Origin of the sequence: Bradyrhizobium sp. 41S5 (genome assembly GCF_011516665.3) — a bacterium.
Taxonomy (GTDB): Bacteria; Pseudomonadota; Alphaproteobacteria; order Rhizobiales; family Xanthobacteraceae; genus Bradyrhizobium; species Bradyrhizobium quebecense.
On the sequence record NZ_CP083721.1, the window covers coordinates 3228294 to 3242173 of the forward strand.

General features: G+C 65.1%; 16 protein-coding genes and 1 pseudogene. 10 read left to right on the top strand and 7 right to left on the bottom strand.

The features are described from left to right. Window positions 1–45: 45 nt before the first annotated feature. The 3 genes from HAP47_RS15135 to HAP47_RS15145 form a co-directional block, all read right to left on the bottom strand. Window positions 46–933 (bottom strand): hypothetical protein, encoded by an 888-nt coding sequence (locus tag HAP47_RS15135; protein ID WP_173637545.1) that lies wholly within the window; start codon window positions 931–933, stop codon window positions 46–48. Window positions 934–1021: 88 nt separating this feature from the next. Continuing rightward, window positions 1022–1774: a flagellar type III secretion system pore protein FliP gene (fliP, locus tag HAP47_RS15140; protein WP_050631029.1), complete on the bottom strand. Its 753-nt coding sequence runs from the start codon at window positions 1772–1774 to the stop codon at window positions 1022–1024. Continuing rightward, the gene (locus HAP47_RS15145; protein ID WP_231168888.1) at window positions 1771–2724 is read right to left on the bottom strand and encodes a flagellar biosynthetic protein FliO; all 954 of its coding nucleotides are present in this window, start codon (window positions 2722–2724) and stop codon (window positions 1771–1773) included. The genes fliP and HAP47_RS15145 overlap by 4 nt, the downstream gene beginning before the upstream one ends. A 352-nt stretch (window positions 2725–3076) precedes the next feature. On the opposite strand from HAP47_RS15145, the gene flgB reads away from it, so the two are divergent. From flgB to HAP47_RS15185, 8 genes are all read left to right on the top strand, one after another. Beyond that, window positions 3077–3487 carry a flagellar basal body rod protein FlgB gene (flgB, locus tag HAP47_RS15150; protein ID WP_092115395.1) on the top strand — a complete coding sequence of 137 codons (411 nt, stop codon included), beginning with the start codon at window positions 3077–3079 and terminating at the stop codon, window positions 3485–3487. A gap of 27 nt (window positions 3488–3514) precedes the next feature. Then, the gene (flgC, locus tag HAP47_RS15155; protein ID WP_173637543.1) at window positions 3515–3940 is read left to right on the top strand and encodes a flagellar basal body rod protein FlgC; all 426 of its coding nucleotides are present in this window, start codon (window positions 3515–3517) and stop codon (window positions 3938–3940) included. Window positions 3941–3966: 26 nt separating this feature from the next. After that, on the top strand, window positions 3967–4278 hold the full coding sequence (gene fliE / locus HAP47_RS15160) for a flagellar hook-basal body complex protein FliE (RefSeq protein WP_173637542.1): 312 nt from the start codon (window positions 3967–3969) through the stop codon (window positions 4276–4278). Window positions 4279–4340: 62 nt separating this feature from the next. Then, complete coding sequence (gene fliQ / locus HAP47_RS15165) at window positions 4341–4604, top strand: flagellar biosynthesis protein FliQ (protein ID WP_050401183.1); 264 nt, start codon at window positions 4341–4343, stop codon at window positions 4602–4604. Between the two features lie 18 nt (window positions 4605–4622). Continuing rightward, window positions 4623–5393, top strand: a complete 771-nt coding sequence (fliR, locus tag HAP47_RS15170; protein WP_173637541.1) for a flagellar biosynthetic protein FliR — start codon at window positions 4623–4625, stop codon at window positions 5391–5393. A gap of 12 nt (window positions 5394–5405) precedes the next feature. Further along, window positions 5406–6479 carry a flagellar biosynthesis protein FlhB gene (gene flhB, locus HAP47_RS15175; protein ID WP_173637540.1) on the top strand — a complete coding sequence of 358 codons (1074 nt, stop codon included), beginning with the start codon at window positions 5406–5408 and terminating at the stop codon, window positions 6477–6479. 141 nt (window positions 6480–6620) lie between these two features. Continuing rightward, window positions 6621–9197 carry a cell cycle histidine kinase CckA gene (gene cckA / locus HAP47_RS15180; protein ID WP_173640491.1) on the top strand — a complete coding sequence of 859 codons (2577 nt, stop codon included), beginning with the start codon at window positions 6621–6623 and terminating at the stop codon, window positions 9195–9197. Window positions 9198–9443: 246 nt separating this feature from the next. Next, on the top strand, window positions 9444–10403 hold the full coding sequence (locus tag HAP47_RS15185; RefSeq protein ID WP_173637539.1) for a Tim44 domain-containing protein: 960 nt from the start codon (window positions 9444–9446) through the stop codon (window positions 10401–10403). A gap of 67 nt (window positions 10404–10470) precedes the next feature. Here the strand turns inward: HAP47_RS15185 and HAP47_RS15190 are convergent, their stop codons facing one another. Next, a complete protein-coding gene (locus HAP47_RS15190; RefSeq protein ID WP_231169062.1) occupies window positions 10471–10716 on the bottom strand; it encodes a hypothetical protein in 246 nt (81 codons plus the stop codon). Between HAP47_RS15190 and HAP47_RS15195 the strand changes: the two are divergent. After that, window positions 10606–11230, top strand: a pseudogene (locus HAP47_RS15195) (lectin). The gene HAP47_RS15190 and the pseudogene HAP47_RS15195 overlap by 111 nt on opposite strands. A gap of 177 nt (window positions 11231–11407) precedes the next feature. Here the strand turns inward: HAP47_RS15195 and HAP47_RS15200 are convergent. After that, a complete protein-coding gene (locus HAP47_RS15200) occupies window positions 11408–11812 on the bottom strand; it encodes a DUF3606 domain-containing protein (protein WP_173637538.1) in 405 nt (134 codons plus the stop codon). Between the two features lie 153 nt (window positions 11813–11965). Here HAP47_RS15200 and HAP47_RS15205 point away from each other — a divergent pair, with 153 nt between their 5' ends. Then, a complete protein-coding gene (locus tag HAP47_RS15205) occupies window positions 11966–12673 on the top strand; it encodes a glutathione S-transferase (RefSeq protein WP_173637537.1) in 708 nt (235 codons plus the stop codon). A 105-nt stretch (window positions 12674–12778) separates the two neighbouring features. Here HAP47_RS15205 and HAP47_RS15210 read toward each other — a convergent pair whose 3' ends face one another. After that, window positions 12779–13138 (bottom strand): GFA family protein, encoded by a 360-nt coding sequence (locus HAP47_RS15210; protein ID WP_173637536.1) that lies wholly within the window; start codon window positions 13136–13138, stop codon window positions 12779–12781. 8 nt (window positions 13139–13146) lie between these two features. After that, the gene (locus tag HAP47_RS15215; RefSeq protein WP_173637535.1) at window positions 13147–13821 is read right to left on the bottom strand and encodes a methyltransferase family protein; all 675 of its coding nucleotides are present in this window, start codon (window positions 13819–13821) and stop codon (window positions 13147–13149) included. Window positions 13822–13880 lie beyond the last annotated feature (59 nt).

Here is a 13880-nt window from a genome sequence, read left to right on the forward strand (position 1 = left end):
GTGGCTGGGATTGCGGATGATGTCGCGATGCGGATGAGCGCGCGCTCATCCGTCATACTGGTCCGGCCCCATCGCCCACGGCGCCTGGTCGTAGCCGTTGGCGAAGGTGCGGTTGGTCTGCGCCGGATTGCGGTTGATCAGCGGCCGCAGATACATCGGATGGGTGGCGCTGCGCACCTCATGTTCGACGGTGAACAGGTGCCGCCCATCGGCGGGATCGATGATGTCGCAGAAGCGGTACTGATATTGATTGTCCTCGCGGGATACCAGGTTGCGCTCGCGCAGCCGCTTGTAAGGGCCGGAGAAGTCCGTGATGTAGATCTGGACGTGATGGCCGTCGAACTCGCCCTGCGCCTGGTCGGCTTCGCGGAATTGCAGATACTGATCCTTGCCGACCTTGGCGCGCGCGACGACAGCGTCGCCGTTCACGACGCTGGCGGGGATGCCCATGATTTCGGGATAGAACCGGCTGATCGCCTCGGCCGTGCCGCGCGGCACGTCGAACTCGACATAGGGCATGCCAAGCGCGATGCGCCCGAACCGCTCGGCGTCCGGTTCAAAGCAGCGCAGCCGGTTGCCCCAGGGGCAAATGGCCTCGACGTGATCGTTGTGCTCGCGATAGCTGAACGCGGTGCCTTCGAGCTTGGGCGCGACCGCGGCAAGCCGCTGCAGCAGGGCCTGCCGTCCGGCGATCACGATCGCGGTGTGGCCGCGCAGCACCTGCGGCGGTCCGCTCGGCAGATGAAACTGGCTGCGGCCGGCATTCACCCACATGTTGCTGTCGGAGACCATCAGATAGGGATCGCGGGTCAGCCCGATTCCGGCGATGTAGAACAGCGTGGCGAGGCGCTGGTCGGGCACCTGCACGTTGACATGCTCGAGATGGATGGCATTGCCGAGGTCTTCTGCGGCGCGGTCGAATGGCTGCTGCACGGCACGGCTCCCTGGATGCGGTGCCGCGCATGATAGTGCAACGGCACGGCCGATCCAGCTGACGGGCCATGAATGTTTCGCGGGGCTGCTACCCCCCGTAACTCTGCACCAGGCTGCCGGCGACCAAGGCCCAGCCGTCGACCAGCACGAAGAAGATCAGCTTGAACGGCAGCGAGACGACCACCGGCGGCAGCATCATCATGCCCATCGACATCAAGACCGAGGCGACCACGAGGTCGATGATCAGGAACGGCAGGAACAAGAGGAAACCGATCTCGAAGGCGCGCTTCAGCTCGGAGATCATGAACGCCGGGACCAGGATGCGCAGCGACATCTCCTCCGGTGTCGCCGGCGGCGGCTCGCCGGAGAGGTCCATGAACAGCTTCAGATCCTTCTCGCGGACGTTCTTCTGCATGAAGCCGCGCAAGGGGACCGAGGCGCGCTGCAACGCTTCCTCGACGCCGATCTGGTTGGCGACCAGCGGCTTGATGCCGTCGTCATAGGATTTCTGCAGCACCGGCCCCATCACGAAGGCGGTGAGGAACATCGCGAGCGCGATCATCACCGAGTTCGGCGGCGCGGTCGCAGTGCCGAGCGCGGTGCGCAGCAGCGACAGCACGACCACGATGCGCGTGAACGACGTCATCATGACGAGGATCGACGGCGCGATCGACAGCACCGTGAGCAGCGCGATCAGCTGGATCGCGCGCTCGGTTACGCCGCCATTGCCGCCGCCGAGATTGATGCTGATATCCTGCGCCATCGCCGGATCGGCGAAGGATCCGGCGGCGATCAGGACAGCGATGAAAAAAACTCTACGCGGGACCGCCCCGAACCTCACGAAGGATTCTTCGGTCGGCCGAGCAGCGATGCCATCTCGTCCTCGAGATTCTCGAAGCCGCTCTTCTGTCCGCCGGCGGGCGGGGCAGGCGGCTCGCTGCGCGGCGCGCGAACCGGCGGCGCCTCGGGCGCAACCGGCGGTGCGACGGTCTCGTTGGCGCCGGTCGGGCGGCGCAGTGCCGCCTCGAGCCGCTGCGCCATCTCGGCAAGATTGGCATCGGCGTTCGATGCCGGCGGCACCGGCGGAGGCGCCTGGGTTGCGACCGGCGGCGGAGCAGGGGGAGGCGGTGGCGGCGGCGTGACGGCACGCTCGGGTGCCCGCGGCGGGGCCTTCGGCGGCTCGGCGGCGCGCGGCGGCCGCGGGATGACGGGCTCGGAGCGCGGCGGCAGGCGCGGCGGCATCGGATCGGGCCGCGGTTCGCTGCGCTCGGCCGTGAAGCCCGCGAGCGGATCGTTGCGACGCTCGGCGATCGGCGGCGGGGGCCGGCGCAGCTCGTCGGCGAACGAGGGCCGCGCCTGACGCGGCGGCAGCTCCGGCTCGGGAAGGTCGAAATTGTCGGAGCGGGCGGCTTCGCTCTCGTTCCAGGCGGCATCCGGAAGCGGCGCCACGCGCGGCGGCGCGGCATCGGCTGCGACCGCGGGGCGGGTCGACATCTGATCGCGCCCCGGCATCGCCCGGACGATATTCGGCTCGACGACGATGTCGGTCGGGCCACCGATCATCAGCAGATGCTCGATGTTGTCGCGGCGGACCAGCACCAGCCGGCGGCGGCCATCGACGGCAGCCGCGTCGATCACGGCCAGTCGTGGCATGCGTCCGCGGTTGGCGTTGGCGCCGAGGCGGTTCCCGGCGAAGCGGCGGACGAGCCATGCGGTGACGCCGATCAGCGCCAGCACGACAACGAATGCCAAGACGAATGTAATGACCTGCATATTGGAGTCCCCGGCCATGGTGGCCTTCCTCAGCTTCCGCCATCAACGAGCGCGGATTGATAGGTGCGGTTTGCGCAGCGAATCGCGCCCGAGATTCGCCTTATTTCTTAATTCCCAGCGGCTTGCAGCCGACTGTTCTATTAATAAACCAAGAATCGCTTGTCCCAAAACGACTTCTCAGCGCCCCACGCTGTCTCGGTTTGTGCTGGTTAACGCAGCATTCGTGGCGAAAATGCGCTCGCCGGCCGCAGTTGCGGCGTTCTCCACGGCTCCGTCCGACATTTTAACCACCCGTTAACCATACACCGGGCAAATTCTGCCTACCTCGGATGGCCCAAGGGTCGTCGAAGAGGTTAACGGAGCCGCGGCGATGTCCATGAACGATCTGCCGATCCTGTCGGCGTTGCGCAGCAAGATGCAGTGGCACCAGGAACGCCAGCGGGTGCTCGCAGAGAACATTTCCAATTCCGACACGCCGAACTTCCGGCCGCGCGACCTGGTCGAGCCGAAGTTCGACCGGACCGGTACCACGGTCGGCGGCGGCATGGGGACGCTGCCGATGATGCAGACCAGCGCCACCCACATGGCGGCGTCCGGCGCCCCCGACACGTTCGACAATGATCGCGGCAAGAGCGGGTTCCAGACCCGCCCGGCCGGCAACGCAGTCAATCTCGAGGACCAGATGCTGAAAGTGTCGGCCAACCAGATGGACTACGCGGCCGTCACCTCGCTCTACAGCAAGAGCCTGCATCTGCTGAAGACCGCGATCGGCAAGGGCTAGGCCGCCTGAGCGCGGCGGGAGGATCCCATGGCAGATGGAACAAGCGATTTCACCCGCTCGATGAGCATCGCGACGTCGGGCCTGCGCGCGCAGGCGGGGCGGATGCGGGTGATCTCGGAAAATATCGCCAACGCCGATTCGACGGCGCAGACCGCGGGCGGCGATCCCTACCGCCGCAAGGTGCCGACCTTCTCCTCCGCGCTTGATCGTTCGCTCGACGCCCAGGTCGTGACGCTCGGTCGGATCCGCCCCGACCGGTCGTCCTTCCGCATCAAGCACGAGCCGGGCAATCCGGCGGCGGACGCCTCCGGCAACGTCAAATATCCGAACGTCAATTCGATGGTCGAAATGACCGACATGCGCGACGCCCAGCGCTCCTATGAGGCGAACCTCAACATCATCAGCGCGACGCGGCGGATGATCCAGCGCACGCTCGACATCCTCAAGTCCTGACGCAACAAGAACAGGGAACGTAAATCATGGCTACACCGACAGTCGCCGCCAACGCCTACGCCAGCCTCGCCAAATTGATGGAGCGCGGCGGTGTCGAGAAGGCCGGGCAGGCCGTCGCCGGCCCGTCCTTCAGCGCGCTGCTGAAGGACTCCGTCGGCAGCGTGCTGGAAGCGGGCAAGAAGTCCGACGCGCAGACCATGGCGATGGCCTCCGGCAAGGCGAATGTGATGGATGTGGTGACGGCGGTCGCCGACACCGACGTCGCGGTGTCGACGCTGGTCTCGGTGCGCGACCGCGTGATCCAGGCCTATGAAGACATCATGAAGATGCCGATCTGACGTCCGTCAGGACGTCATCCCGGGGCGATGCGAAGCAAGATTGCAAAAGCGAGAACACAACAATGACCGGCCCTGAAACTCTCGACGTGGCACGCGATGCGATCTGGACCATCGTGCTGGTGTCGTCGCCTTTGATGGTGGTCGGCCTCGTGGTCGGCGTCGTGGTGTCGCTGTTCCAGGCGCTGACCCAGATCCAGGAACAGACGCTGGTCTTCGTGCCGAAGATTCTCGCGATCTTCGTCACATTGCTGCTCGCGCTGCCCTTCATGGCGGACGCGCTCTCCAGCCACATGATGCGGATTTCGTCGCGAATCATCGGCGGTTGATGCACTAATGCCGCGGTCATGCGCATCGATGTCTCCCTGCTTCCGGCGCTGGCCGCAATCTTCGTGCTGGTCTTCGCGCGCGTGGGCGCGATGGTGATGCTGCTGCCCGGTTTCGGCGAGAGCAACATCCCGGCACGGGTCAAGCTGTCGATCGCGCTGCTGCTGACGCTGATCATTCTTCCCCTGCATCGCAACGCCTATCATGTCGACCTGACGTCGATCCCCTCGCTCGGCGTCCTGATGGTGCATGAGCTCATCATCGGCATCGTGCTTGGCGCGACCGCGCGGGTGACGCTGTCGGCGCTCAACGTCGCGGGCTCCGTGATCGCGCAGCAGCTCGGGCTCGGCTTCGTCACCGCTGTCGACCCGACCCAGGGCCAGCAGGGCCAGATCATCGGCAACTTCCTCACCATCCTCGGCCTGACGCTGCTGTTCGCAACCGACAGCCACTATCTCGTCATTGCAGCGCTGAGCGAGAGCTACCGCATCTTCTCGCCGGGCGAGATCATGCCGACCGGCGACGTCGCCGCGCTTGCGACCTCCGCGTTCTCCGCCGCCTTCAAGATCGGCCTGCAGCTGTCGGCGCCGTTCCTGGTGTTCGGCCTCGTCTTCAACATCGGGCTCGGTGTGCTGGCGCGGCTGATGCCGCAGATGCAGGTCTACTTCGTCGGCGTGCCGCTCTCGATCGTGGTCGGCTTCCTGATCTTCGGCGTCGTGCTCGCGGCGATGATGAATACCTATTTCGACTACTTCAACGGCGTCATGCGCCAACTCGCTCCCATGAATTGACCAGGAGAAGAGATGGCCGAGGATACCGAAGACAAAACAGAAGACCCTACGCAAAAACGTCTCGATGACGCACTCGAGAAAGGCGACGTCGTCAAGAGCCAGGAGGTCAATACCTGGTTCGTCATCGCGGGCGCCACGCTGGTGCTGTCGACCTTCTCGGGCTCGATCGGCGGCGGCATCTTGATGCCGCTGCGCAATTTGATCGCCAATTCATGGATGATCCGCACCGACGGTGCCGGCCTGCTGCAACTGACCCAGACGCTGGGCTACGCCGTGGTTGCCGCGGTCGGCGTGCCGTTCCTGATGCTGGCGCTGGCGGCGATCGCAGGCAACATGATCCAGCATCAGCTCGTGTGGTCGGGCGAGCAGCTCAAGCCGAAATTCTCCAAGATCTCGCCGGCGGCCGGCTTCAAGCGGTTGTTCGGCAAGCAGGCGGTGGCGAACTTCCTCAAAGGCCTGTTCAAGCTGATCGCGCTCGGCGTCGTGATGGTCATGGTGCTGTGGCCCGATCGGATGCGGATGGAATCGTTCCTGCGGGTCGATCCGGCCGAGCTACTGCCTGCCATCACCGGCATGACGATGCACTTGCTGGCGGCGGTGGTCGCCCTCCTCGCCGTGGTGGCGATCGCCGACTACTTCTTCCAGTACCGGACCTGGTACGAGCGTCACAAGATGTCGCTGCAGGAGATGAAGGAGGAGTTCAAGCAGTCGGAAGGCGACCCGCACGTCAAGGGCAGGATCAAGCAGTTGCGGGTCCAGCGCGCCAAGAAGCGCATGATGGCCCAGGTTCCGAAGGCCTCGGTGATCATCACCAACCCGACCCACTATTCGGTGGCGCTGGCCTATGACCGCAGCATGTCGGCGCCGATCTGCGTCGCCAAGGGCGTCGACAACCTCGCCTTCAAGATCCGGGAGATCGCCAGGGAGCACGACATTCCGATCGTGGAGAACGTGCCGCTGGCCCGGGCGCTCTATGCGACCGTCGAAATCGACAAGGAAATCCCGGTCGAGCACTACCATGCGGTTGCCGAAATCATCGGCTACGTGATGCGGCTGAGGCGCGGCCTGTCCGGCCTGCGCCAGTAAGGGGCGGAAAACCGCTTGAAATGCGCGTAAGTTGCGAAATTGCCGCCTGATGGACTTGCGTTTTCGGGTCCGATTCAGGCACTCAGAGGCGAGGTGGCCGGCCGGTCGCCTTCGTGATGCAGACGAGCCATGTCTCTCCAGATGACCGCCGATAGCAACGATCCTCCCGCGACCGAGCCGTTCGTGGCTCACGGGCCAGCGCGACGGAGCGGCAGTATCCTGCTGGTTCTCCTGATCGCCACCGGCATCGTCGCGGTGGCCGTCTGGCTCATGACCATCGGCCGGACCCAGGCGCAGCCCTATATCCTGTTTGTGCTGGCGCTGCTCGCCACCGTCGGGCTGTTCAACCTGTTCGCCCTTGCCGCCGGCATCATCCGCTTTTCCGACCGCACGAGCGACGACCCGGTGATGGGACGGATCGCCGACCACGCCCATGAAGGGCTCGTCGTCACCGACTCCCGCGGCCATGTGGTCTATTCCAACGCCGCCTATCTCACGCTGACCGGCGCGGCCGGTCCGCAGGACGTCCGTCCCGTCGAACGCGTCTTCATCGGCAACCCCGACGTCTCCGAGGCGGTGTTCCGCCTCTTGAAGGCGGCGCGCGAGGGCAAGCGGCAGCAGGAGGAAGTCCGCGTCGCCGGGCACGAGGCCGGGCAAGGTGGTGGACAAGGCCGCTGGCTGCGGCTCAGGGTACGCCCGCTCGGCGAGGGCAAGCGCGACGCGAAATATGCGGTATGGTCGATCGCCGACGTCACTCGTGACCGCGAGCGCCAGGAAGACGTGTTCCAGGAACTCCGGCACGCGATCGAATATCTCGATCATGCGCCGTGCGGCTTCTTTTCGGTCAATCCGGCCGGCGAGATCGCCTATATCAACGCCACGCTGGCGAACTGGCTGGACTACGATCTGGCCGAGATCGGCTCGGGCGGCCTGAAGCTGACCGACATCGTCTCGGGCGACGGCGCGGCGCTGCTGACCTCGATCGCGGCGGTGCCCGGCGAGGTCAAGACCGAGGTGTTCGACATCGACCTGCGGATGCGCGGCGGCAAGACCGTGCCGGTGCGGCTCTATCACAAGCTCGCCTTCGGCGCCGACGGCGCGGCGGGCGCCTCGCGCACGCTGGTGATCAGCCGCGCCCGCGACGAGCATTCCGATCCGGAGCGTGCCGCCGAGGTGCGCTTCATGCGCTTCTTCGACCATACGCCAATGGCGATCGCGACCGTCGATCGCGGCGGCAATGTGGTCGGTGCCAATGCGCGCTATGCCAAGCTGGCGCAGGGGCTGAACGGCGACGGCGGCGCGGCCAAGTCGATCTTCCGCGCAGTCAATCCGCGCGACCGTGGCCTGTTGATCGCCGCGATCAACCAGGCTGCCGAAGGCCAGGGCGACATTGCGCCGGTCGAGGTGATGCTCGACGGGCCTAAGGAGCGCTCCGCCCAGTTCTTCGTTACCACCGTCGAGAAGGACGAGCGCGACGCCGAGACCGCGATCGTCTATATACTCGAGACCACCGAGCGGCGCGCGCTGGAAAACCAGATCAACCAGTCGCAGAAGATGGAGATGGTTGGCCAGCTCGCCGGCGGCATCGCGCACGACTTCAACAACGTGCTGTCAGCCATCATGATGGCGAACGACTTCCTGCTCAACGCGCACAAGCCGACCGACCCGTCGTTCCAGGACATCATGCAGATCAAGCAGAATGCTACCCGCGCCGCGACGCTGGTGCGGCAGCTGCTTGCATTCTCGCGCCGCCAGACGCTGCGGCCGCAAGTGCTCGACCTCGGCGATGCTTTGAGCGACCTCACCATGCTGCTGCGCCGGCTGATCGGCGAGAAGGTCAAGCTCGACCTCGTGCATGGCCGGGATCTGTGGCCGGTCAAGGTCGACGTCTCGCAGTTCGAGCAGGTGGTGGTCAATCTCGCGGTGAACGCGCGCGACGCGATGCCCGACGGCGGCAAGCTGATCATCCGCACCGCCAACGTGCCGACCGAGGAAGCCGCGCAGCTCGCCAACAAGGGCATGCCGGCAGCCGACTACGTGAAGATCGAGATTTCGGACACCGGCACCGGCATTCCGCACGAGATCATCGACAAGATCTTCGAGCCGTTCTTCTCGACCAAGGAGGTCGGCAAGGGCACCGGTCTCGGCCTGTCCACGGTCTACGGCATCGTCAAGCAGACCGGCGGCTTCGTCTATGTCGATTCCGTGCCGGGCGGCGGCACCACATTCCGGATCTATTTGCCGCGGCATCGCCAGGAGCAGGAGGTCGCACCGGAGGCGCATGCCGGCAACGGCGCGGTGAAGGAAGCCGCCGTCGCGGACGCCAAGCCGAAGCCGGATCTCACCGGGCAGGGCACCATCCTGCTGGTCGAGGACGAGGACGGCCTGCGCTCGCTTAATGCGCGCGGCCTGCGTTCGCGCGGCTACAGCGTGATCGAGGCGGCCAACGGCGTCGAGGCGCTGGAGGCGTTCGAAGAGAACAACGGCAAGGTCGATCTCGTCGTCTCCGACGTCGTGATGCCTGAGATGGACGGGCCGACGCTGCTGAAGGAAATGCGCAGTCGCAATGCGGAGCTGAAGATCATCTTCGTCTCCGGCTATGCCGAGGACGCGTTCGAAAAGAGCCTGCCGGAGAACCAGCAGTTCGCGTTCCTGCCGAAGCCGTTCACGCTGACGCAGCTGGTGGCCGCGGTGAAGGAAACCATGACGGCGAACTAGGCGCGGGCGACGAGCCACGATACCCTTCGCTTCCCGCAGGGTAGGGGCGATGTTGCAGTGCGGTCGCGGTTGAACCTGAGCCCCATCTCGCGCTAGGACGCGCTGTCGCATCCACAAGGACCATAGTGTCACATCGCCGCGACCGAGGGCCGCAGCCGCGGTTCCCGTTTCCCGCTTCACTTTTATCGAGCCCTGCCCATGTTAGGGGCGTTTCCCCATGCCGGGGAATCCTTTGAGGAAACCAACATGAATTTCTCGCAACGCACGCGTGGAATTGTCCGGGCGATCGCCGTCGCGATGGCGCTGGCGCTGCCCGTGATGATGACCGTTTCGGCGGCCGACGCCCGCGTTGGCGGCGGCGGCTCGCGCGGCTCGCGGACATTCTCCGCGCCGCCCTCGACCAGCACCGCGCCGGGCTCGGTTGCTCCGATGAACCGCACCTTCAGCCAGCCTGGTAGCCCGGGCATGGGTTCGCCGGCGGCGGCGAATTCCGGTGGCCTGTTCGGCCGCGGCGGAATGGGTCGCGGCCTGCTCGGCGGCCTGGCCGCGGGCTTCCTTGGCGCCGGCCTGTTCGGCATGCTGTTCGGCGGCGGCCTGTTCTCGGGTCTCGGCGGCCTGTCGTCGATGTTCGGCTTGCTGCTGCAGATCGGTCTGATCGTACTCGTGGTCCGGCTCGCGATGTCGTGGTGGCAGCGGCGCAATGCGCCGGCCGCCGCTTACGCTGGCGGACCCGACGTCGGCCCCGGTCCGCAGGCCAACGCCCGTTCGGGCTTCGGCTTCGGCCTTGGCGGCGGATCGAACGCGCCGGTCGAGATCGCACCTGGCGACTATGAGACGTTCGAGCGACTGCTCGGCGACATTCAGGCCGCGTGGTCGAACGAGGACATCGCCAAGCTGCACACGCTCGCGACGCCGGAAATGGTGTCGTACTTCTCGAAGGATCTCGAGGAGAACAAGGCGCGCAACGTCACCAACAAGACGTCCAATGTGAAGCTCTTGCAGGGCGATCTGGCGGAAGCCTGGCGCGAAGGCGACAGCGAATATGCGACGGTCGCGATGCGCTACTCGCTGGTCGACACCATGCTGGAGCGCGGCACCGGCCGCAAGGTCAGCGGCGGGCAGCCGGAGGAGATCACCGAGGTCTGGACCTTCGTGCGCCAGCGCGGCGGCAACTGGGAACTCTCGGCGATCCAGCAGACCAACTGATCGATTACCAGAGATGGCAAATGCAAGGCGCCGCGGCATTGTCCGCGGCGCTTTCGTCTTGTGGGCTTCATTCGCGTGTCGTCGCGGCGGAATATCCGGACGGGCCGCGGGTTGATGTCAGCGGGCTAAAGCAACCATTCGGGAGAACGAAATGAAGTTCACTGCGCATATCGCGGTTCCTGCCTGCCTTGTATTCGTCGTCATGGCCGCGCTGCCGGCAGCGGCGCAGACCGCCGACACCAGCTTCTTCGTCACCAGCAACGGTATCGGCAATGGCGGCAATCTCGGCGGCCTCGCCGGCGCCGACAATCATTGCCAGACCCTGGCGCAGGCCGCGGGTTTCGGTGCCGAAGACATGGCGCGCCTATCTCTCGACCCAGGCGGCCGATGGCAAGGCAGCGGTGAACGCGCGCGATCGCATCGGCAACGGCCCGTGGAAGAATGTGAAGGGCGTCGTGGTCGCCAAGGACGTCGCCGATCTGCACAGCGCCGGCAACAATCTCACCAAGCAGACCGCGCTGTCCGAGAAGGGCGACGTCATCAACGGTGCCGGCGATACGCCGAACCGCCACGACGTGCTGACGGGGTCGCAGGCCGATGGTACGGCGTTTGCGGCCGGTGAGGACCGCACCTGCAAGAACTGGACAAGCAGCACGCAGGGTGCCGCCATGGTCGGGCATTTCGACCGCAAGGGCCTGCGCGATGACGAGCCGTCAAGATCCTGGAACATGTCGCATCCCTCGCGCGGCCCGGATGGCGGCTGCTCGCAGGCCGATCTGAAGAGCACCGGCGGCGACGGCCTGCTGTACTGCTTCGCGGCGAATTGAGGGGACGGGGAACGGGGGGAGCCGTGTGTCATGTCCCCGTCATTGCGAGGAGCGATAGCGACGAAGCAATCCATCTTTCCGCGTATGCCGCGCGATGGATTGCTTCGCTCCGCTCGCAATGACTCGGATAGTACGGCGGGACACCAATAACCGCCGCTCATTGTGCTGCGACAGCGCTCAGCTCTTCTTGCGCTTGACGGTTTTCTTTGCGGCCTTCTTGGCAGTTTTCTTCTTCGCGGTTTTCTTCTTTGCCGCGAAATGGGCCTCGACCTTCTTCGAGGAATGTCCGACCTCGGCCACCGCGGCCTTGAGGCGGGCAGGGGTCACCTTGAACTTCTTCGACCAGTAGCGGACCTCGTAGGGCTCGCTGATCGCGATCCGCGCGCGATCGGCGGCCATGTGCCGCTGCTCCTTGAAATGGGCCTCCACCTTCCTGGCGGAATGCCCGACCTTCTTGACGGCGGCCTTGAGCTTTGCCGGAGTGACCTTGAACTTCTTGGACCAGTACGCAACTTCGTAGGACTCGCTCAACGCGATCAGAGCGCGATCTTGCGCGCCCCGCTTCCTCTCGTTGTCCGCCATAAGTTGATCCTTCGTCGAAGATTCGACGCTGGAACCTTAGCAGTCTCCGCGCGGTTCGGACAGACGCGCGGTGCGCGGTGGACGATCTGACCGTGGCACGGCTACGATCACCGTGAAGCAAAGCGATGCGGTGAAGTTTGTGGAGGTAAGTGCATGCACTATCAGCTTTACTATTGGCCGATGATCCAGGGCCGCGGCGAATATGTCCGCCTCGCGCTCGAGGATGCGGGCGCCGAATATACCGATGTCGCGCGCGGCAAGGGCGGTACCGGCGCCATGATGAAGATCATGGACGCGCACAAGGGCACGCCGCCCTTTGCGCCGCCGTTCCTCAAGGCAGGCCAACTCGTGATCGGGCAGACCGCCAACATCCTGCTCTATCTCGGCGCGCGCCATGGCCTGGCCCCGAAGGCGGAAGGTGGGAAGCTCCGGGTGCACGAGCTGCAATTGACGATTGCGGACCTGGTGCTGGAGATCCACGACACCCATCACCCGCTCGGTCCGTCGCTGTATTACGAGGACCAGAAGGCGCCCGCGAAGAAGCGCACGGAAGAGTTCTGGAAATCGCGGGTGCCGAAATATCTCGGCTATTTCGAGGATCTTGTGCGGGCAAATGGCGGTGCCTTCGTCACCGGACGCCGGCTGACCTACGCCGATCTGTCGTTGTTCCAGATCGTCGAAGGCCTGCGCTACGCGTTTCCGAAACGGATGGCGGCGTTCGAGAAGAAGGTCACGCGCCTGATCGCGCTGCGCGATCGGATCGCCGAGCGGCCGAACATCAAGGCGTATCTCGCAAGCGCGCGGCGGATTCCGTTCAACGAGGAGGGGATTTTCCGGCGCTACAAGGCGCTGGATCTCTAAGCATGGTCATTCCGGGGCACGCGAAGCGTGAACCGCAATCCAGAGGTTGTGGCGCGAGATTCCGGGTTCGATGCTGCGTATCGCTCCGGAATGACTGCTTCGCAGTCACCTGTTCCGCCCGTCCACCGGCGTCATCTTGATCTTCGACAGGTCGATGCCGTCGATGCAGCTGACATTGAGTGCCACGATGTCGGTGCCATCGGGCTTCTTGCCGCGCGCGAACACGTCGACGCCGCAATCGACGCAGAGCTGGTGGCGGATCGCATGGCGGTTGAAGAGATATTCCTTCAGGTTCTCGGCGCCGGCGCGGAGCTGGAAGCTCGACGGCGGCAGGAACACGAAGTGCAGGCCCTTCTTGGTGCAGATCGAGCAGTTGCAGGCGGTCACCATCGCCATGTCGGTGGTGCATTCGAAGCGCACCTGGCCGCAATGGCAGCCGCCGGTGTAGGTCTTGCTCTCTGCCATGATGGTCCTCACCACAGTCCGGGCAAGAGGCGATAGCGCACCCGTGCCGCATAGTCGGCATAGCCTGACAACCCCGCCACCAGCGTGCGTTCCTCGATCCCGGTGCGGAACGCGAACATCACGAAGCACACCGGCACGAAGGCAAGGCCCCACCAGGAGCCGAGCGTCAGCGGCACGCCGATGAAGAACAGCATCACGCTCGTATACATTGGATGGCGGACCAGTGCGTAGGGCCCGGTCGAGATCACGTGATGGTGGCGCTCGGTCTGCACCTTCACGACCGGCGCGGCGAACGAATTGGTGCGGAACACCCACAGGATCAGCGCGGTCGAGGCCAGATACAGCACCAGGCCGAGCACGATCAGCAGCATGCCGGCATTGGCGCCGCCAAACCGGCGATCCAGGCCCATGGCGACGAACCACAGCACGGCAATGACCAGGAACACCAGCATGAAGCGCTTGTCCTCGGCGGGCTGGCCTTCGCGCGCGGTGAGCCGCATGCGCTCGGCCAGCAGGCCGGGATCGACCTTGGCAAGCCACAGCCCGCACGCCGGGCCGATCAGCGCCGAGGCGATCAGGTAAGCCCACGCGCCGGGCCAGTGCAGCGTGCCGGCGAAGCCAAACAGCAGCGCGGCCATGGCGAGGACGAAGAAGGTGTTCTGCAGGAGGAGCTTTGCGATCATGGGCGGGCTCGTGATTCCAGCCGCGATTATCGCACTCTTTTTCCGGCAAACATGCGACC